General features: G+C 52.0%; 17 protein-coding genes. 12 read left to right on the forward strand and 5 right to left on the reverse strand.

Annotated elements, in window-relative coordinates; all coding sequences use genetic code 11:
• The 12 genes from hypB (at position 1) to MIB40_RS10605 (ending at position 15,729) form a co-directional block, all read left to right on the forward strand.
• Positions 1-966, forward strand: a complete 966-nt coding sequence (gene hypB / locus MIB40_RS10550) for a hydrogenase nickel incorporation protein HypB (RefSeq protein ID WP_249693834.1) — start codon at positions 1-3, stop codon at positions 964-966.
• Between the two features lie 32 nt (positions 967-998).
• Complete coding sequence (locus MIB40_RS10555; protein WP_249693835.1) at positions 999-2,432, forward strand: sigma-54-dependent transcriptional regulator; 1,434 nt, start codon at positions 999-1,001, stop codon at positions 2,430-2,432.
• Positions 2,425-4,746 carry a carbamoyltransferase HypF gene (gene hypF / locus MIB40_RS10560; protein WP_249693836.1) on the forward strand — a complete coding sequence of 774 codons (2,322 nt, stop codon included), beginning with the start codon at positions 2,425-2,427 and terminating at the stop codon, positions 4,744-4,746. The genes MIB40_RS10555 and hypF overlap by 8 nt, the downstream gene beginning before the upstream one ends.
• Positions 4,747-4,803: 57 nt before the next feature.
• Complete coding sequence (locus MIB40_RS10565; RefSeq protein ID WP_249693837.1) at positions 4,804-5,055, forward strand: HypC/HybG/HupF family hydrogenase formation chaperone; 252 nt, start codon at positions 4,804-4,806, stop codon at positions 5,053-5,055.
• Positions 5,052-6,221 carry a hydrogenase formation protein HypD gene (hypD, locus tag MIB40_RS10570; RefSeq protein WP_249693849.1) on the forward strand — a complete coding sequence of 390 codons (1,170 nt, stop codon included), beginning with the start codon at positions 5,052-5,054 and terminating at the stop codon, positions 6,219-6,221. Before MIB40_RS10565 ends, hypD begins: the two co-directional genes overlap by 4 nt.
• A complete protein-coding gene (hypE, locus tag MIB40_RS10575; protein ID WP_249693851.1) occupies positions 6,218-7,264 on the forward strand; it encodes a hydrogenase expression/formation protein HypE in 1,047 nt (348 codons plus the stop codon). The genes hypD and hypE overlap by 4 nt, the downstream gene beginning before the upstream one ends.
• Positions 7,265-7,274: 10 nt before the next feature.
• Complete coding sequence (locus MIB40_RS10580) at positions 7,275-9,032, forward strand: hydrogenase maturation protein (protein WP_249693853.1); 1,758 nt, start codon at positions 7,275-7,277, stop codon at positions 9,030-9,032.
• A gap of 241 nt (positions 9,033-9,273) precedes the next feature.
• A complete protein-coding gene (locus tag MIB40_RS10585; protein WP_249693855.1) occupies positions 9,274-10,443 on the forward strand; it encodes a cytochrome-c peroxidase in 1,170 nt (389 codons plus the stop codon).
• A 179-nt stretch (positions 10,444-10,622) separates the two neighbouring features.
• Entirely contained in the window at positions 10,623-11,903 is a 1,281-nt protein-coding gene (locus MIB40_RS10590; RefSeq protein WP_406566460.1) for an imelysin family protein, read from the forward strand.
• A gap of 106 nt (positions 11,904-12,009) precedes the next feature.
• The gene (locus tag MIB40_RS10595; protein ID WP_249693857.1) at positions 12,010-13,497 is read left to right on the forward strand and encodes a di-heme oxidoreductase family protein; all 1,488 of its coding nucleotides are present in this window, start codon (positions 12,010-12,012) and stop codon (positions 13,495-13,497) included.
• Positions 13,497-14,630 carry an imelysin family protein gene (locus tag MIB40_RS10600; RefSeq protein WP_249693859.1) on the forward strand — a complete coding sequence of 378 codons (1,134 nt, stop codon included), beginning with the start codon at positions 13,497-13,499 and terminating at the stop codon, positions 14,628-14,630. The genes MIB40_RS10595 and MIB40_RS10600 overlap by 1 nt, the downstream gene beginning before the upstream one ends.
• Position 14,631: 1 nt before the next feature.
• On the forward strand, positions 14,632-15,729 hold the full coding sequence (locus MIB40_RS10605; RefSeq protein ID WP_249693861.1) for a DUF1513 domain-containing protein: 1,098 nt from the start codon (positions 14,632-14,634) through the stop codon (positions 15,727-15,729).
• Between the two features lie 58 nt (positions 15,730-15,787).
• Here the strand turns inward: MIB40_RS10605 and MIB40_RS10610 are convergent, their stop codons facing one another.
• The 5 genes from MIB40_RS10610 to MIB40_RS10630 all read right to left on the reverse strand — a co-directional run bounded on the left by MIB40_RS10610 (position 15,788) and on the right by MIB40_RS10630 (position 19,931).
• Entirely contained in the window at positions 15,788-16,300 is a 513-nt protein-coding gene (locus MIB40_RS10610) for a hypothetical protein (RefSeq protein WP_249693863.1), read from the reverse strand.
• A 114-nt stretch (positions 16,301-16,414) separates the two neighbouring features.
• Positions 16,415-17,539 carry a sterol desaturase family protein gene (locus tag MIB40_RS10615; protein WP_249693865.1) on the reverse strand — a complete coding sequence of 375 codons (1,125 nt, stop codon included), beginning with the start codon at positions 17,537-17,539 and terminating at the stop codon, positions 16,415-16,417.
• A 458-nt stretch (positions 17,540-17,997) separates the two neighbouring features.
• Positions 17,998-18,318 (reverse strand): hypothetical protein, encoded by a 321-nt coding sequence (locus MIB40_RS10620; RefSeq protein ID WP_249693867.1) that lies wholly within the window; start codon positions 18,316-18,318, stop codon positions 17,998-18,000.
• Between the two features lie 114 nt (positions 18,319-18,432).
• Positions 18,433-19,095: a hypothetical protein gene (locus tag MIB40_RS10625; protein WP_249693869.1), complete on the reverse strand. Its 663-nt coding sequence runs from the start codon at positions 19,093-19,095 to the stop codon at positions 18,433-18,435.
• Between the two features lie 374 nt (positions 19,096-19,469).
• Positions 19,470-19,931: a hypothetical protein gene (locus tag MIB40_RS10630; protein ID WP_249693871.1), complete on the reverse strand. Its 462-nt coding sequence runs from the start codon at positions 19,929-19,931 to the stop codon at positions 19,470-19,472.
• Positions 19,932-20,251: the final 320 nt, after the last annotated feature.

Genomic DNA, 20,251 nt, shown 5'->3' on the forward strand with positions numbered 1-20,251 from the left:
ATGTGTACCAGCTGTGGTTGTGCCAGTGGCGAGATGCGAGTCGAGGGGGTTGCTCCCGACCACTCGCATCACCATCATTCTCATTCGTCGAAACCCGAGTCGAATTCCCATCAGACATCCGCTCAAAGTGCTGCTCATAAAACCGGGCAAGAAGCCGAGCGCTTTACCCCGGCCGATAACGGCCGCGATTTGCATTATGGCAAGGGGGCGGCCCACTCCCATGCGCCGGGTCTGAGCCAATCAAGAATGGTACAGATTGAGCAGGATATTCTGGGTAAGAACGATCGCTACGCCGCCATCAATCGTGACCGTCTACAAGGCAGTAGTTTGCTGTCGATCAATCTGGTGTCCAGTCCGGGGTCGGGCAAAACTTCGCTGTTGACCCGCACCATCGAGGATATGCGGGAGCGTTGTGAAATTGCAGTCATCGAGGGGGATCAGCAAACTGCCAACGATGCAGAACGTATTCGTAATACCGGTGCCCGTGCGGTGCAGATCAACACCGGCAAGGGATGTCACCTCGATGCCCATATGGTCGGTCATGCCCTCGACAAATTACCCTTGTCCGAGCTCGATCTGCTGATGATTGAAAACGTGGGTAATCTGGTGTGCCCGGCGGCTTTCGATCTGGGTGAGGCGCATCGGGTGGCGATTCTCTCGGTGACCGAGGGTGAAGACAAACCGATAAAATACCCCGATATGTTCAGTGGTGCTGAACTTATGCTGCTCAACAAAGTGGACCTTCTGCCTTATCTGGATTTTGATGTTGAAGCCTGTATCGCCAGCGCTCGACAGGTCAATCCGATGATCGAAATTATCCAGTGCTCGGCAACCAGTGGTGAAGGGATGAAAGACTGGTATCAATGGATCGCCCGTCGTCAGCAAACGATGATACAAGGGACGGTGGATGAGCCTAAGACGCGTCTTGCCGGGCTGCAACAAAAACAAGAGAAGTTATCACTTTGACTATGGCGTCAGCTGATCGATCAAGAGTATTGGTGATAGATGACGAGCAGCGTTCGGTGGAGACGATTGCCCGTATTCTGGATGAAGAGTTTGAGGTGGTTACGGCTTGCAGTGCCGATGAAGGAGAACGTCTGCTGGAACAGGACCCGTTCCAGGTTATTCTTTGTGACCAGCGTATGCCGGGGCGAAGCGGCGTCGATTTTCTTGCCGATGTGAGAAAAAAACAGCCACAAACGTTGCGCATTATCATCTCCGGTTATACCGATTCTGATAATATCATTCAGGCGGTAAACGACAGCGGAATTTATCAATATATAACCAAACCCTGGCACCCGGATGCACTGATTCTGACCGTGCGAAATGCCGCGCGGTTGTATCGTTTGCAACAGGAAAACAGCTTGCTGTCTCAGGAAATGCGTTTTTCTTCCGGGCAGTTTGATGACTATCTCAGGCGTCAGCGTGCGGATCTAAAGCAGCATTATCACTTCAATCATATTCTGCGTAGCAATGACAGCGCTATGAACCCTCTGTGCGCCCAGATTGCCCAGCTGGCGCCTTACGATATTTCGATTTTAATTCAGGGCGAATCGGGTACGGGTAAGGAGCTGTTGGCGCGTGCGGTGCATTACAACAGTGACCGCTCCGAGCAAGCGTTTGTGGTGGATAATTGTGGCGCGATGCACGATGAGCTTTTATCCAGTGAGCTCTTTGGTCATCGTAAAGGGTCTTTTACGGGGGCCATTAATGATCATATTGGTCTGTTTGAACAGGCCAACGGTGGCACTATTTTTCTGGATGAGATTGGCGAGATATCGCCCGCCTTTCAGGTCAAATTGCTGCGGGTTTTACAGGAGCGCGAGATTCGTCCCCTGGGTGCCAGCCAGAGCCGCAAGGTGGATGTACGCGTAGTCGCGGCCACCAATCTGGATTTAAAAGAGGAGATGAGAGCGGGCCGTTTTCGAGCCGATCTCTATTATCGCCTGGCATCGGTTTCCTTGCAGGTCCCCCCCCTGCGCGAGCGCCACGGCGACATCACTCTTATCGCCAACGCCCTGCTGCAAACAGCGGCACAGGAATTCAAAAAGCCGGTGCGCGGTTTTACGGCTGAAGTGATGCAATGCTTTAATCATTACCCATGGCCCGGCAATGTGCGGGAGCTGCAAAACGAAGTGCAGCGGATGCTGGTGTTGAGCCAGCAGGAGGTCATTGGGATTGAACTGGTCGCGCCCCATATTGTGCTGGACGCCGAACCCTATGGCATCGCCTCTGCAGAGGCACCAGCAGGTGCGATGTCCAGCAGCTTGCGTCATCAGGTTGAAGCCCTGGAGGTGCGCCTGATTCGCCAGGCATTGCGCTATCATCGCGGCAACAAAAGCCAGGCTGCGGAGCAACTGGGGCTGTCTCGGGTTGGTCTACGCAACAAGATGGAGCGTTATGCCCTGGACGGAGTAATCTCCGATGGGTAGGGCAGAGCCCATTCGGCAGCGCCTGCATTTGTCGGTGTTTGGCTTGGTGCAAGGCGTGGGCTTCCGGCCTTTTGTCTACGGCTTGGCCCAACGTCTGGAGCTCGATGGCTGGGTCGCCAATGACGGCGCTGGTGTGCAGATTGAAATTGAGGGTGAGCCGCCCCGGCTGGCAGCGTTTCAGCAACAATTGCACGCCGAGTTACCGCCGCTGGCTGAGATTGATCAATGCCAGAGCGCGCAAGTGCCCCTCGATAGAGGGCGTGGTTTTCGCATTATTACCAGTATGGCGACGGTTGCTAATACCTCGGTCGCGGCCGATGCTGCGGTGTGTCGGGATTGCTTGCAGGAACTGTTCGATGCCGACAATCGCCGGTATCGATACCCCTTTATTAACTGCACCAACTGTGGCCCCCGCTATACCATTATTCGGCGTCTGCCCTATGACCGTCCCTACACCTCGATGGCACCCTTTACTCAATGTCCTGCCTGCCAAAGCGAGTACGATGAGCCCAATGATCGACGTTTTCATGCCCAGCCCAATGCCTGTAGCGACTGTGGACCTCAACTCCGTCTGGTTTCTGCGAAGGGAAAAACTCTGGACAGTGATGATCCTTTGCAAGAGGTTGTTGCTGCGATTGCTCAGGGCAAAACAGTGGCTGTTAAAGGCCTGGGTGGTTTTCACCTGGTGTGCGATGCGGATAATCCCAAGGCTGTGAACCTGCTGCGTCAGCGCAAGCAGCGCGATCAAAAACCCCTGGCGGTCATGGTGGCCAACCTCGCTTCCCTGGAGGGATGGGTTGAGCTGGATGCATCGAGCGCTCGGCAATTGCATACCAGCGCTGCACCGATTGTACTGTTAAAAAAATGCACCGGTAATAATTCTAACAATCCAGGGGTGGTTGAATCGGTGGCCCCTGATATCGATAGTCTGGGAATTATGTTGCCCTACACGCCGGTGCATCATCTGCTGTTTTTCGAAGCCGCTGGTCGTCCTCGTAACCCTGCCTGGCGTCAGCAAAAGCAAGCATTGCGACTGGTAATGACCAGCGCCAACCCGGCGGGTGAGCCTCTGGTGATCGACAACGATGAAGCCTTGCAACGATTGACCGGGATGGTTGATCTGTTGCTGATACATGATCGCGCGATCGATCGTCGATGCGATGATTCGGTCATGCAAGCGGGCACGCCTCCCATGTTAATACGACGGGGCAGGGGGTTGGCTCCGCAAACCATCAGATTCGCTGATGAGGGCCCTCAGGTAGCAGCGCTGGGCAGCTGGTTTAAAAACACCATCTGTGTCACTAAACAGCAACGTGCCTATGTCTCACCTTATATTGGTGATCTGGACAATGCGGATAGCTGTCGTTTTCTAAAGAGCACTCTGGAGCATATGATTGATCTGTTTGCGGTCCAGCCCAGTGCGGTGGCCTGTGATCTGCATCCCGATTTTTACAGCACCCGGTTGGCCGAGCAATTGGCCCAGCAGTGGCAAGTGCCTTTACTCAGGGTACAGCACCACCATGCCCATATAGCGTCGGTTATGGCCGAACACCATCTACAGGGGCCGGTCATCGGCGTCGCGCTGGATGGGGTGGGTTTGGGAACGGATGGTAGTGCCTGGGGGGGTGAATTATTGCGCGTAGACAAGACTGGCTGTGAGCGTCTTGGGCATTTTTCACCAGTACCACTGCCGGGAGGGGATCGGGCTGCCCGGGAACCCTGGCGCATTGCTGCAGCATTGTTGCATCGGTTAGGTCGTAAAAGAGAAATAAGCTCACGATTACCTTTTTCTGCTCAGTCGATGGTCACTCAAATGCTGGATCAATGGCTGAATTGCCCGCTGACCACGAGCGCCGGTCGATGGTTCGATGGCGTTGCCGCCTTGTTGGGAGTCTGTTCACACAGCGGTTTTGAGGCCCAGGCTGCGATGCAGTTGGAAGCTCTGGCAGGAGGCAAGCTGGAATCCGATTCTAGGTTGGTGAACCGTTGTCTGGGCACCGACCATAATCTGGATCTGTTACCACTGGTCGAGACGCTGGTTGACGAAGTCGATCCGGTTCGAGGGGCAAAGCGGTTCCATGGTGTTTTGGCAGATGCCTTGCTGCTATGGACTTTGGCAGCGGTGGAGCGCCAGGGCATTCAGGATGTGGTGTTGAGCGGTGGTTGTTTTCTCAATCGTTTGTTGCGGGAAACCCTGGTCAGGGAGTTAACGCAAAAACAGGTGCGGGTCTGGTTGGCTCGGCAGCTGCCCTGTAACGATGGCGGCATTAGTCTGGGTCAGGCCTGGGTGGCGCGAAACCAGGTTGGTCTATAACAAAGCAAAAAGCTGCTTACCCATTGGTGAGCAGCGGATAGCAGCAAGGAGTTATGAATGTGTCTGGCGATCCCGGTCAGGGTGGAAGAATTACAAGACAATGAGATGGCGCTGGTGGATATTGGCGGCATTCGAAAATCGATCTCCATCGCTCTTGTCGAGAATGTGGTGGTCGGGGATTATGTGATTCTGCACGTGGGGTATGCGCTCAATAAAATTGATCCGCAAGAAGCCGAACGCACCCTGGCGCTGTTTGCTGAAATGGGCGATCTGGATCAGATTGCCAACGATGCGGCAGCGCAATTATGAAGTACGTCGATGAATTCAGAGATGGTGAGCGGGCCAGGGAACTGGCCCAAAAAATTGGTCAGGAAGTTGCTCCCGATCGGCTTTATCATCTGATGGAGTTTTGCGGCGGACACACTCATGCGATTTTCCGCTACGGTATTCCCGACCTGTTGCCCAGCCAGATAAAAATGATTCATGGACCGGGATGCCCGGTGTGTGTGCTACCTATCGTGCGTATCGATTCGGCCATCGAATTAGCACTGGATCATGGCGTTATACTCTGTACCTATGGCGATATGATGCGGGTGCCGGGATCACGCAAAATGAGCCTGCTCAAAGCCAGGGCTCAGGGAGCGGATGTGCGCATGGTCTATTCGATTCTGGATGCGCTAGCGTTGGCGCAGAATAACCCGGACCGGGATGTGGTGTTTTTTGCCATCGGTTTCGAAACCACCACGCCCCCGACTGCGATGGCAATTCGCCAGGCGGAAAGACTCAAGCTGGAAAATTTCAGTGTCTTTTGCAATCACGTTCTAACCCCTTCGGCGATCAGTACGATTCTGGAATCTCCCGAGGTTCGCGAGCTGGGAACCTTGCCTTTGGATGGGTTTATTGGCCCGGCCCATGTCAGTACGGTGATCGGCAGTCAGCCTTACGAATACTTTGCCGAGGAATATCAAAGCCCGGTTGTTATCGCCGGCTTTGAACCCCTCGATGTATTGCAGGCCATTCTGATGTTAGTGCGGCAGATTAATGAGGGCCGGGCCGAGGTCGAAAACGAATTTACCCGAGCGGTCACTCGCGACGGTAATGTCAAAGCCAAAAAAGTAGTGGCAGACACCTTTGAGATGCGCAGGGAGTTTGAATGGCGAGGGCTGGGATTGGTTCCTTATAGCGGTCTGAAGATCAAGTCGAACTATGCTCGTTTTGATGCCGAGCAGCGCTTTACCCTTAAACGCCGCAGCGCACAGGAAAACAAGGCGTGCGAATGCCCGGCCATTCTTCGTGGTGTCAAAACCCCTCGTGACTGCAAACTCTTTGGCACGGTCTGTACCCCGGAAAATCCCATTGGCAGTTGTATGGTGTCATCCGAGGGAGCCTGCGCTGCACATTACAGTTATGGACGTTATCGCGATCAAGCGATAATCGATGATAAACCTTCAATGATCAAAACGAGTTCGACATGACCGTCAACCTAAGAGCTAATCATCAACTGAATGTGTCGACCGGCTGTGTGGAAATGGTCCATGGCAGTGGCGGCAAAGCCATGGCTCAGTTAATCGACGGGCTGTTTCTGCAAGCGTTCGATAACGACTATTTACGCCAGCTTAACGATCAGGCCAGTTTCGATCTTCCGCCGGGACGGGTTGTAATGGCGACCGATTCCCATGTTATTTCACCACTGTTTTTTCCCGGTGGTGACATCGGCTCGCTTTCGGTCCATGGCACAGTGAATGATGTTGCCATGTCCGGTGCCAGGCCCTGCTATCTCTCTGCAGGTTTTATTCTGGAAGAGGGTTTTCCCCTGAAAGATCTCAAGCGCATTGTCGATTCCATGGCGCAGGCAGCCCGTGAGGCCGATGTCCTGATCGTCACCGGTGACACCAAGGTGGTAGAACGGGGCAAAGGCGATGGTGTTTTTATCAATACCACCGGGGTAGGAGTGGTGACCGACAACATCAACATGGGCGGCGACCGTGTGCGAGCAGGGGACAAAATCCTGTTGAGTGGCTCGATGGGGGATCATGGCGTCGCTATTATGTCATTACGAGAAAATCTCAGCTTTGACACGACCATCGAGTCCGACAGCCAGTCGTTGCACGATCTGGTTGCTTTGATGACCAACCGAGTACCGACTATTCACTGCCTGCGGGACCCCACCCGAGGGGGAGTGGCAACCACTCTCAATGAAATCGCCCAACAGTCGAGTGTGGGCATGCAAATAGCTGAGAGCCAGTTGCCGATAAAGCCTCAGGTAGCAGCCGCCTGTGAGTTTCTGGGGCTGGACCCTCTGTATGTCGCCAACGAAGGAAAATTGCTGGCCTTTTGTCCTCCGGAACAGGCCGATGAACTCCTGGCGGTGATGCGTTCTCATACCAAGGGTGAAGCGGCTTCTATTATTGGAGAGGTGACAGAAGACGATCAGTGTTTTGTCCAGATGCAGACCAGTTTCGGCGGTAATCGCATTGTCGACTGGTTAAACGGCGAACAGCTACCCCGAATCTGTTGAGGACGAAAGTGTGCGAATTTTGATGCTGACCCATGCCTTTAACAGTCTCAGCCAGAGGCTGTTTGTTGAACTCGAAGCCTGGGGGCATGAGGTTTCGATTGAATTTGATATTAATGACGCAGTCACAGCCGAGGCCGTCGAACAATTTTTGCCGGATCTGGTGCTGGCGCCTTTTTTAAAACGAGCGATACCTGAGTCTATCTGGTCAAACCATCTGTGCTTGATTATTCACCCCGGTGTGCGTGGTGATCGCGGCGCGACCTCGCTTGATTGGGCGATTACCAATAATGAGCCCCGTTGGGGGGTGACCTGCTTGCAAGCCAATGCCGAAATGGATGCAGGCGATATCTGGTCCTGGTCCGAGTTTCCCATGCGGGGGGCGCGTAAAAGCAGTCTGTACCGTAATGAAGTTTCCGAAGCGGCTGTTATTGCTGTGCGACAAGCCTTACAGAGCATTCAGGATAAAGTACCGCCGCAACCGCTGGATTATGGTCAGGCCGAAATTCAGGGGCAGTGGCGTGATCCCATTCGGCAAGCCCAACGTGCGATCAATTGGCAGCAGGATTCCACCGAAACGGTGTTACGAAAACTCTGGGCTGCCGACAGCCAGCCCGGTGTGCTTGATAATCTGAGGAGGCGTGAATGCCATCTCTTCAACGGTTGGCAGGAGTCGGTGTTATCCGGGCCAGCGGGCGACCTGATCGCCCGGCGAGACGGAGCCATCTGTCGCGCGACCCGGGATGGAGCCGTCTGGATTACTCACCTCGCCCTGGCTCACCCTGACGAAGGTGAGGCGACATTTAAATTACCCGCCAGTCAGGTGTTGTCCGGCTTGATTGATGATGTACCAGAAATTCCACTTCTACCCCATACGCCGACAGAATCCCCCACCTGGCAAGAGATTAGTTATCGAGAGTCGAACCATGTGGGGTATCTGCAATTTCACTTTTACAATGGCGCGGCTTCCAGCGACCAGTGCCGTCGTCTGCTATCGGCCTGGCGTTACGCGCAATCCCGTCCGGTTTCCGTCATTGTATTGTTGGGTGGTGAAGACTTTTGGTGCAATGGTATTGATCTCAATAGTATCGAAGCTGCCGCCAGCCCCGCGGATGCTTCCTGGGAAAATATCAATGCAATGAACGACTTGTGCGAGGCGATCATACGATGTGATGACAAGCTCTGTATTGCTGCCATGCGAGGTAATGCCGGGGCCGGCGGTGTTTTTCTGGCGTTGGCCGCCGACCAGGTATACGCACGACGTTCTGTTGTGATGAACCCTCATTATAAGTCGATGGGTAATCTGTATGGCTCGGAATACTGGACCTATCTGTTGCCGGCTCGGGTGGGTGATCAGCAGGCCGAAGCCATTATGTCCAATCGTTTGCCTGTTTCGGCGGGGCAGGCAAAAGCGCTCGGTTTGCTTGATGACACCTTTGGTGATTGCCAGGAAAGCTTTGAGCAGGAGGTGATCAGGCGGGCCGAGTCTCTGGCTCGTTCGAGTGACTACGATGCTCTGGTTGACGACAAACGCCAGCGCCGGGAAGAGGATGAAAAACACCAAAGCCTGGCCAGTTATCGTCAGCAGGAGTTGGAACGTATGCGGCTGAATTTCTATGGATTTGATCCCAGTTACCACGTTGCTCGTTATCATTTTGTGGAAAAGATCCCCAAGTCGAGAACGCCGCCTTTTCTGGCTCGGCATCGACGGTTGCGCTCGACAACAACAGTTTCAGTTTCCGCCAGGGCTAACTCTGATGGCTTCAAATGAACCCTGGCCAGGTTGCTACTGAGGGACTGAAAAACGACTCGCTTGCGGCATTGACTGCCTCTAAAAGCAACGTTCATAGTCTGATTGTTGATCGTCAGCTCGCCTAATCCGGTGCAATATTTTATTTGTTTGAAGGCCTGTGCTCGATTAGTATCGTGCGCGAAAAATATACGATATCGGGCCAACGGCTCGGAAATTTCGGCGGCAGCTTCATCTTTTTCGGCAAGGCACCCATAACTCTATGCAGCTTTTATCCATCGGTTCGTCCAGGCTTTCCATTCTTTGTGTTGGGCTATTTTTCGCGGTTTCAGCACCGACTTTGGCAGCGGACACTAGCCCTCTGTCAATACAGCAGTTGGGCGAACGCCTGTACTTTGATACTAACCTGTCACTCAATCGCACCCAGTCTTGTGCCAGCTGCCATTCGCCGGCCACCGGCTTTGCCGACCCGCAGGATAACGGCGTCGATGGTGCCGTGTCGCTGGGTGACGATGGCAAGTCCCTCGGAGATCGCAACGCCCCGACGGCCAGTTATGCCGCCCATACTCCGCTGTTTGGTCAAACCGCCGAAGGTGTTTATCGGGGTGGCCAGTTTCTCGATGGCCGTGAAGCCGACCTCAAGGGGCAGGCAGGAGGGCCGCCCTTAAACCCGATCGAGATGGGCATGCCGAATAAGCAAGCAGTGGTGGAGCGTCTGCAAGAAAACCCTCTTTACGTTGAGTCGTTCAAGACACTGTTTGGCGACCAGGTGTTTGCTTCCGCCGATCAAGCCTATGCCAGCATGACCGAAAGCATTGCGGCCTTTGAAAAAACCGATTTTTTCTCCCCCTTTGACTCCAAATACGATCGTTACCTGAGAGGGGAATACCAGCCCAACCAACAGGAAGAGTTGGGCATGACATTGTTTTTCTCCCAGCAGTTTACCAATTGCAACCAATGCCACCAGTTGAAAAAGCGCGCCATGGCCGAGGGCGAAACCTTCAGCAATTATGAGTACCACAACATCGGTGTGCCCACGAATGTGGCCTTGCGAGAAGTCAATGGCGTTGCTCTGGATCATCAGGATCTGGGCTTGTTCCAGCATCCCGAGGTGAACGATCCGGCGCAGAAAGGCCGTTTCAAAGTACCGACCCTGCGCAATGTCGCCGTCACCGGGCCCTATATGCACAACGGCATCTTCCAGGATCTGCGTACGGTGGTGCTGTTTTACAACAAGTACAACAGCAACAGTGCCAGGCGTCAGATTAACCCCGAAACCTCAGCCGGCTGGGCGGCTCCGGAAGTGGAGCAAAACCTCTCCTTGAAAGAGCTGGAATCCGGGCCGGCGCTGGATGATCGGCGTATCGATGCTTTGGTTGCCTTTATGGAAATGCTGACCGATCAGCGTTACGAAGCCCTGTTAAACCAATAACCCTCGGTTTCAGTCTTGCCAGTGGTGAACGAGAGTCCTCCTGGGCAGGGCTTTTGTGCTGCAGTAGATAAATTCTTAATAAAAACCATTCTCATATTGATAATGGTTCTCAGGATCATTATCATTGCTCGCCATATCATGGACACTCATACAGCTTTTCAGTTGGAGGAAGCGCGAAAATGGCACTTAATAAACAGATAGCAGCAGGCGCCGCAGCGGGAATGATCCTGGCAGCATGCAACGCCATGGCTGGTGATCATATGGCCAGTAATGCGGCTGTGCTCGGTAATTACGGGGATATCGCCCAGGCTAAATTTGAAGATTCTCTATCAACAGCCAAGGCGTTCGAAGCCGCGGTGGATCAGTTACTGGCTTCACCCGATGAAGCAACTCTGGGCAAGGCCAAGCAGGCCTGGATCGAATCCCGGGTACCCTATCAGCAATCTGAAGTGTACCGCTTCGGTAACGCATCGGTTGATGATTGGGAAGGCAAGGTGAATGCCTGGCCGCTGGATGAAGGCCTGATCGATTATGTCGACGGCGCCTATGGCAGCGAGTCCGATGAAAACCCCTTTTACAACGCCAACATCATCGCCAACCCGAAGCTGAAAGTGGGCGGTGAGCAGGTGGATGCAACCACCATCAACAAGCAGTTGCTGGCGGAAACCCTGCACGAGATCGACGAAGTCGAAGCCAACGTGGCCACCGGTTATCACGTCTTGGAATTCTTGCTCTGGGGTCAGGACCTCAATGGCACTAATCCTGGTGCCGGCGCGCGTCCAGCAACGGATTTCTCCCTGAGCAATTGCACCGGTGGTAACTGTGATCGTCGTCGTGCGTACCTGAAAGCCGCTACCGAACTGCTGATCGATGACTTGCAAGAGATGGCCGATGCCTGGAAAGAGGACGGTTACGCTCGCAAGCAGTTGGCGGACAAGGGCGAAAAAGGTGGATTGGCGACTATTCTGACCGGTATGGGCAGCCTGGCCTATGGCGAGCTGGCCGGTGAACGTATCAAGCTGGGCCTGATGCTGCACGACCCGGAAGAGGAACATGACTGCTTCTCGGATAATACGCACTGGTCCCACTACTACGATGCCAAGGGTATCAAGAATGTTTACTTTGGTGAGTATTCCCGTGTCTCCGGTAAAACCATCAAGGGCGCCAGCCTGTCTGACCTGGTCAAGAAAGCCGACCCGGCCCTGGACGCTGAAATGACTGCCAAGTTGGCGGCCACCGAAGCGGCCATGCAGGCGATGGTTGATCAGGCCAAAGCGGGCAACACCGTTGACGTATTGATTGGTGAGAACAATGCCGCTGGTAACCAGGTCATCCAAAACGTCGTGGATGCGTTGGTCGATCAGACCAAGACTACGGAAAAGCTGATTGTATTGCTGAGTCTGGATGGTATCGAGCTGGAAGGTTCCGACAGCCTGGATAACCCCACCGCAGTACAGTAATGAATGAACTTCGGTGATCAAGCCGAAGGGTGACAGCTCAGCGCTATCAAGCGCTGGGCTGTTTGTGTTTTAGCGCGGTTTAGATGTCCGGGTTTCCTATCCAGTTATGCAATCGATAATCACTTCTTTCTCGTTGGTGCTGCTTCTTGGCAGTGCTGTGGCGAGTGCGGCCGTGTTGCCGTTGGCTGAGGATTTTTCCCGCCCGCAACCCGGCGAGCAACTTCCGGGGGGCGCTACCTCTGCCCGGCATAAGGCGGATCGCCACAGTTTTTCCCAGCCCTCGGCCAATATCTCGCTGGAGAAAAAGCTGGATTTCCGAGTGGGCAATGCCGTCTTTGACAAAATCTGGGTGACCTCGCCGTCCAGCACCACCGCCAGTGATGGGCTGGGGCCGCTCTATAATGCGCGCTCCTGTGTGCGCTGCCACCGTAACAATGGCCGCGGCATTCCCACCGCCGATACTCCGGCATCGTATCCGCCAAACAGTAGCGAGCGCACCGAGCCCGGACTCTTCTTGCGACTGAGTATTCCCCCTCAAAATGAACAGCAGCAGCGGTTGCTGGATGAGCATCGGCAAGGGTTTATTGCCGAACCCACGTACGGTAGCCAACTGCAAACCTTTGCCTGGGTTGGTGGCCGAGCGGAAGCCCGACTGGAGGTCAGCTACGAAGAGATTCCGCTAACCTTTGCCGATGGCGAGACCATCAAACTGCGTGCACCCAGTTACCATCTGTCGAATCCGGGCTATGGCAATCTGCACCCCGACACCATGGTCTCTCCGCGTCTGACGCCAGCGTTGATTGGCATGGGCTTGCTGGAGGCGATCGAGGAACAGGACTTGCTGGCGCTGGAAGATCCCGAGGATCGGGATGGGGATGGCATTTCCGGGCGCGCCAACCGGGTTTGGGACCGACAACAGAATAAGGTCGCTTTGGGGCGCTTTGGCTGGAAAGCGGGTAACCCGACTCTGGAACAGCAAAATAACGCCGCCCTGAGCGGTGACATCGGTATCGGTAACTGGCTTTTTCCCGATGCCTATGGGGATTGCACCCAACATCAGCCTGCTTGCCGGCAACAACCCAATGGTAATACCGAGCTACAAGATGGCCTTGAGGCGTCGCGTCAGATGACCGATCTGCTGTTGCTGTATACTCGCCATATTGCGGTGCCCAGGCGTAACAGCAGTGCCGACCCTTCGGTGCTGGCGGGTAAGCAGGTGTTTTATCAGGCAGGCTGTGTCGCCTGCCATCGACCGGCCTTTGTCACTGGCAAAAATGCTCAGTTGCCGGAGCAATCCGAGCAGACGATTTGGCCTTACAGCGACCTGCTATTGCACGACATGGGCGCCGGTTTGGCGGATAATCGACCCGAATACGCGGCCAGCGGTCTAGAATGGCGAACGCCTCCCTTATGGGGTATCGGTTTGACTGAAGCGGTAACCGGTCAGGCGTTCTATCTCCATGACGGCCGGGCCCGAAGCCTGATGGAAGCGATACTCTGGCACGGGGGTGAGGCGCAAGCCAGTCAACAAACCGTGCTGGGGCTGGATAAAACAGAGCGCGATAATCTGATTCGGTTTTTGGAGTCTTTGTGATGAAAGGCAGTGTGGCAGAAGATGGCGGGTTGGGCTGGATAAGAGGTCTGGGATGGCTGTGCGGGTCGTTGTTTATTTTCGCGCCCTCCTTGTGGGCCGCCGAGCTCGAACATGTGCAGGACCAGGATTGGCGTCAGGCCAATGTTGCTACGGTGCAACAGCATGTCATTCCCCGATATCAAGGGTTGTCGCAGCAGGCAACGGCGCTGGCCGATAGCACGCATCGCTTTTGTGCGAAGCCCCAGAAGGAGACCCTGCTAGTCGCACAGCAAGCTTTTCATGGCACCATGGATGCCTGGCAGGGCATTCAGCATATTCGCTTTGGTCCGATTGAAACCCTGATGCGCAATTACAGCATGCAGTTCTGGCCGGACAAAAAAAATCATGTCGGCAAGCGGCTGGGAAAACTGATCAAAAGCCAGGATGTCGATGCCTTGCAAGGCGAGTCTTTCTATCAGGTGCCGGTCAGTGTGCGGGGGCTGCCCGCGCTGGAACGCCTGTTGTTTGATGGCGATGCGATCGCGCAGATGCAGCTCGATCCTTACCGTTGTCAGGTCGCTGTGCGCATCGCCGATTACGTGGCCGAGATGGGTGATGACCTCATCAAGGAGTGGCGCGAAAACATGGTAACGCATTTCAGCCAGGCGGGACCGGGCGCCGGTTTTTTTGAAGATGACCGGGACGCGGCCTTGGCACTGTTAAAGCCGTTGACCGAACAGCTGGAAGTGATTCGTGATCTAAAGCTGCTGCGCCCCATGGGCAGCCAGCAGGACAAGGCCAAGTACAAGCGCCTGGAGTCCTGGCGCAGTCAGCGTTCGCTGCGCAATATTCAGCTTAACGTTGCCGCGCTGGAGGAACTCTATCAAGGCCCGTCCTCCAGCCCATCGACAGATCGCAGCTTCAGGGCGTTGCTGTCGGGCACCAACAGTGCCGAGGTCGCCAAGCAGTTTGAGCGTGTTCAACATCAGCTGGCACAATTTGAAACGCCGATCGAGCAATCGATACGTACCCCGGCCGGTTATCAGCAATTGTCGGTTGTGGTGCAGCAACTGACGGAGCTTCATGATCAGTTGCAAAAACTGATGGCGGCCAACGATATTTATATGGGCTTTAACAGCCGCGACGGGGATTAACATGGGGATAGCTCGACGAGCCTTCAGCTTGGGCTTGTTAGGTTGGCTCTGTTATCCGAGCGGTGCGCTGCAGGCCAAATCCGCCCAACCTTTTTTGGCCAGCGCCGCCAAAGATCGTCAGGGCCGTTACTGGTTTCAGTTGTTAAACAGCAAGGCAGATGTGCAGCTCAGCGTGCCACTGGCGGCGCGTGCCCACCAGGTAGTGAGCCACCCCGAGCTGCCTTTTATTGCGGTAATCAGTCGCCGGCCGGGTAATGAGATTCTGATCGTCGATTACCAGCAAGGGCGGGTTGTGCACCGTTTGGCATCGCCGCCGGGCTATCATCTTTTTGGTCATGCCCTGTTCAGCGACGACGGACGTTATCTGATCACCACCGAAAACTCTATTGAAGCCGGCGAAGGTCGTTTGGTGATACGTGATCGGCAAGCCGATTATGAGATCGTCAACGAGCTGCCCAGCTACGGCATTGGTCCCCATGAGTTGAGGCTTTTGCCGGATCAAAAAACCTTGGTGGTTGCCAATGGTGGCATCCTTACCCACCCTTCGCAGGGGCGCAAGAAACTCAATCTCGATACCATGAAACCATCACTCGCCTATGTGTCTATGGACAAGGGGGAGTTGTTTGAGCAGCATTTTTTGCCCGACCATTTGCACCAGCTCAGCATCAGGCACCTTGATGTGAATACGCAGGGACAAGTGGTGATGGCCATGCAGTATCAGGGGGAAGCTGTCGATACAGTGCCTTTGGTTGCCACCCATCAACGCGGTAAGGACATTCACTTGCTGGAGGCACCCGATCTGACGACTCGCGCAATGAAGCACTACTGCGGCAGTGTCTGTTTCGAAGGCTCCGGTCGTTATGCGCTGGTGTCTTGCCCGCGTGGAAATTTGATGACGCTATGGGATACCCAAACCGGCACCTATCACGATCAGTTTCGTTTCCGAGATGGTTGTGGTGTGGCCGCTGCGGGTGCCGGACAGTTTCTGGTATCCAACGGCCAGGGCACCATCGCCCGCTACTCTATTGAGACAAAAAAACTGGAACCCTTTCTGTCGGGCTCAGGCTACGCCTGGGATAATCATTTGACGCGGGTTTAGTGGGTGTTAGATGTTATTTGTTCGTTTGTTATGGGGGAAGCGGGGGAAGTTCAGTTATCTATAGTTTCATACAGTCATGATGGCTATGTACCGAAACTTCGTTTGTTATGCGGAGTTGTTCTGCAATGCTTTCTAGCGAGCATGTCTCTTCAGTAAAGATATTCTTAACGACACCTTCCGGAGTTTTCGAGATTCTATTGAAGGAGCCTTCTAAGCTATACCTGAAAAATCCGCACTGAAAATCGCTAGTTAATAGCGTGGTAATGGCTTTATCACCTTCTAAAGATATTGAGAATTCGCACAAGTTTATGTCGTTACTACTACGGAATGTTGAGTGAAACAGTTTTCCATTCTTTAATGTCGCTTTACCAAATAGGGATGACCCACTGTAGTTAGGTGGGCCGCCGTCAATAGATACAAATATTACAGCTGAATCTTGATTGGCAGGATATACGATCAATTTTTTATAACTGTCTCCGTACGTACCGTAGTAAAGATCTATTTTTGCCTGTTCGCTAGCAAAACTTGAAAAGCTCACAAATATAAGGGGTAATAATTTTAATAAATTCATAGAGTCATCCATTGCAGGGCATTGAATCTGTGGCTAGAAAATCTTAGAAGTCATCTCATTAGATTCGATCCTAAATCTGCAGTGGCGATTCGCCGAACCTGATTTATCATCTTGCTAGTTACGACGAAATGGATACAAGAGCTGGCCAAAGAAGGTTCTGGGCAGGCGCTTGGTGGTTCCGTAGTGTGCGGGCCAATGTTCAGTTGGCATATGATAAGTGTTGAACAGTCGATCAAACAGCGGTGTATGCGCGGCATAGTTGGTGTCGATGGCCGGCGCTTCCGAGCTGTGATGCCAGTGGTGATATTGCGGGGTCACCACAATGTACTTGAGCGGTCCCCAGGGGATGTTCATATTGCAATGAATCACGATCGCTTGCAGGGCTGCAAATGCGACATAGGCATCCAGTACCTCTTTCTCAACGCCAATCAGATAGAGACTCACCATCACCAGGGTACGTTCGATAATGGTCTGGCCGATATGTGAGCGTGATCCGGCCAGCCAATCCATGGATTCAACGGAATGATGCACCGCATGGAACGGCCACAGGTATTTTACCTCGTGAAAGGTACGGTGCTCCCAGTACAGAATGAAATCGGCAACGAGCACTACAACGCCGAGTTGCAGCAGGAAGGGCAGTGACTGTATGCCACTCTGCAATGACGAGCTGACCGCCCAATCCATTTTGGATATCACAAAGTTACCGATCAGCAGCAATACAGAGATCAGCAGGTGATTGATGCAGAAGTAGAGGAAGTCGAGATCCCACTCTTTGCGCAAAATCACTTGATCACGATACTTGGGAAACAGCTTCTCCAGGGTGGTGAAGACAAGGGTCGAACCCAGGAATGCCAGGATAAGCCAGTCGATGCCGAGCGCCAGAGGCTTGGCCTCGACGTCGCCAACGGGAATGGTATAGCCGCCCAGCGCAAAGGCGGTCAGAGTGGTGAGAATACCGAAGGCGCCCAGGCCCTTGTTGTTGCATCGGGCAATAGAGACAACGCCAAAAAACAACGATGCCCACATGCCGTATTTGAGCACCAGCTGCAGGGTTTCGGCGTTATACACCGCCCTGAGTTCAGTCGTTGTCAGGTAAGAAGGGTAAAGATACGCCAGCACGGCGAGCAGGCTTAAGCCTCCGAGGAAGGCCGAGCTGTACCCACTTAATCGGCCGCTACCGACTTTTAAGGCTTTTTCCGGTTGCTGGGGGACTTCCCGCTCCTGGTACTGGTAACTCATTATTGCTCCATAAAGTCCGTTTTTTGGTTAGTCGGCTATTCAATACTACAAAGCTGATCGGTTGTAGTTTTCATTGCCGAATAAGAGAACGCTATCACGGGCACGCCCTGTTGAGAAATTAATTAGATGGAGAGTAGGGTTTAAGAGGGTAATAGGCATTCTATGGGGCCGCAGTCGAATGGTATTACGTAGGACAGTTTGTCTGCGACTCCTTTGATTATGGCCTCTGCAGGAGTCAGAGGGTTTGTGGTTTCCAACGCACCAGTCTGTATGTCCTGTAATGATGTCGACTAGAGAGATCGATCTCCGCATATTCAAGCCAAGACTTTGCCTGAGATAACCATAGGGTAAAGTTTTTGTGAGGTACTGGATGTCTCATCTTCAGTTAGATGTTGGTATTCGTTAAAGTGGGGGAAGTTCAGGTCTCTCTGGATTTGCCCTGTTAACTGATCTTTGAATTATCTATTTGAATCTATTTCTTTGCGTTCGTAATCGGCCCATTTTGAATCGCACTCTGATGTTAGTTCTAGATTGAATAGCCCAGCTTCTAAGCAGTGAATAATGATACTCCATAGCTTAGAGTGCATGGCCTGACTTGAATAGGATTCTTGGAATATTGATCCATCTACATATTTGAATGTGATTGTGTGGCCACTCTTATCGAATCCAGAATCTATTTCTATAACGTGAGACATGTTGATTACACGATTGCCAAATCGCAATAGATATTGGTTGGAAATATTCTTTACTTCTTCTTCAATATCGCCTTTATCAAACATCTTAAAAATACTCCTTTGCGATTTTTTGTCAGTTAATGCCGGTTGAAAATACGATCGGAGCGTAGTGTGGCGAGTCAAACCCGCGTGATTTTCGGGCGATTTTTCCTAATCTTTTTAGGTCTTATCATCGATACGCTCTAGCATCATTGATGCCTTGTTTAAAAGATATGCTACCCTATGAGTGAAGCTGCTTACACCATATGAAATTGCCCAGTCATCCTTTGTAGAGTTAAAACCACCTGGAGATGGGTCAGGTAATAGTAGCCCTCTGCGAATAAGATCATTAATTGAAAAGTATAGTGTTTCAATACTTACATGGCTGCCAATTTCTTCTTCATAATTTTTATTCGTTAAAGTAACTCGAGCATATACGTATTCATCGTCAGTGAGAGTGGCACTTGCAAGCGGGGTAAATAAATCTAGTGTTTCATCTGTGATTGATGAAACGCCCCTTACGAAAGCAGTTATTTCTTCTTGGTTAAAGTTTAACTCTTTATCTTGGCAATAGAGCAGTGCCGTTGCCATCAATATACGCTGAGATGAAGATTCTAGAATTACTTGAGTATATTTTTCAATTTTTTCTTGGCCGATATCACTTTCTATAAAGTTTTGAAGTCCCGCTTGATCTTCAGGAGACATATATTCATAGCGAAGATCAACGCATCGAGCAAACTCTTCAAGTCTTTTTTCTTGCTGTCGGATTCTCGCATTTCTAAGAATTGGAAATAGTTTTCTGCCTATTTCAAAGGCAGTTTTTGTAGTTAATAATTCACTCAATATCAACTCCTATAGCTCGATTAAGATTGGGGCTGGTCTTACCCGCAAAAATTGCAGCGGCAAGGCTGTCCAAGGAGTGCAGCGATTGATGTTGCTTGGCCATGTTTCTTTAAATAACCACATATTGCTATTTCTAGACCAGGAAGATCAATAAGCATATCAAACACCCTGTCGTCATCTAACTTATAACAAATAGTCTCGAGACCATCGAAGTCTTCAATTCGGAAACTTTCGAATGGGATACCGGTTGACTCGAGCCATTACTTTGCATCTTTTTCTGTGTGTTTAATTGATAATTCCATGATCAAAAGTGACATTTAACGTCTTGCTAGGCGACAGGTTCACGAGTCCGTTGCAGCAACTTGTTATCACTTCTATACAACGTCTTTGTACTCCAGCTCTATGCTACTGAACTGAACTTCCAACTCTTCGCCACTGCAAAACAATAGGCGATGAAGGAAACTTCCCGACTCTCCTAGCTCGACCTCATGACACATAACATCACTTTTATAATTATCAATGTCCTTTCCTAACATTTCCTCACTAGGTCGAACAATAATATTGCTCGAATCATAAGTCAGCCAAACTTTCCTTAAGCCTCCACGATTATCTGTATCAAGCTCAATGCATAGCCTTGAACTGCTTTCAGCGAAGTCAATAATTCGAGCATCGTGCAAGCCAACCGTTTCCAACCCAACAAAATAGCTTTCAGGCAGCATCCCTTCACTGATTTGTTTCAAGGTCACAGGCAAGTCTTCCCAGATGGATTTGCAATAATCTTCATATTCAGTGTGAGCGATGTTTTGTTCACACTTTTCATCCGTAAAATATTTCATAGCTCAAACTTAAATTGGTGATAACAGCTTAATCAAGAGCCTATGGCCTTATATCACTTTGGCTTTCTAACACCTGTAACCAAATGACGGCCAGCGGCGAAATGTTTTAATGATTAATACCTTACCAGATTATTCGTGAAACCGTCATTCGAGATACTGTGCCATCTCGGTTTGCTTGCTTGGCTCCTATATCCTGATGCGGAAGATAGTAATCTATATATATCAATACCTTACAACTCATCCTTATTTGATCAAGAGAAAGGGGTCTCTTGATCTGGATGTGTTCTGGAACGCAGCCAATTTATTCAAGATGTCAGCTT

The sequence above is a fragment of the Aestuariirhabdus haliotis genome, from assembly GCF_023509475.1.
Lineage (GTDB): Bacteria > Pseudomonadota > Gammaproteobacteria > Pseudomonadales > Aestuariirhabdaceae > Aestuariirhabdus > Aestuariirhabdus haliotis.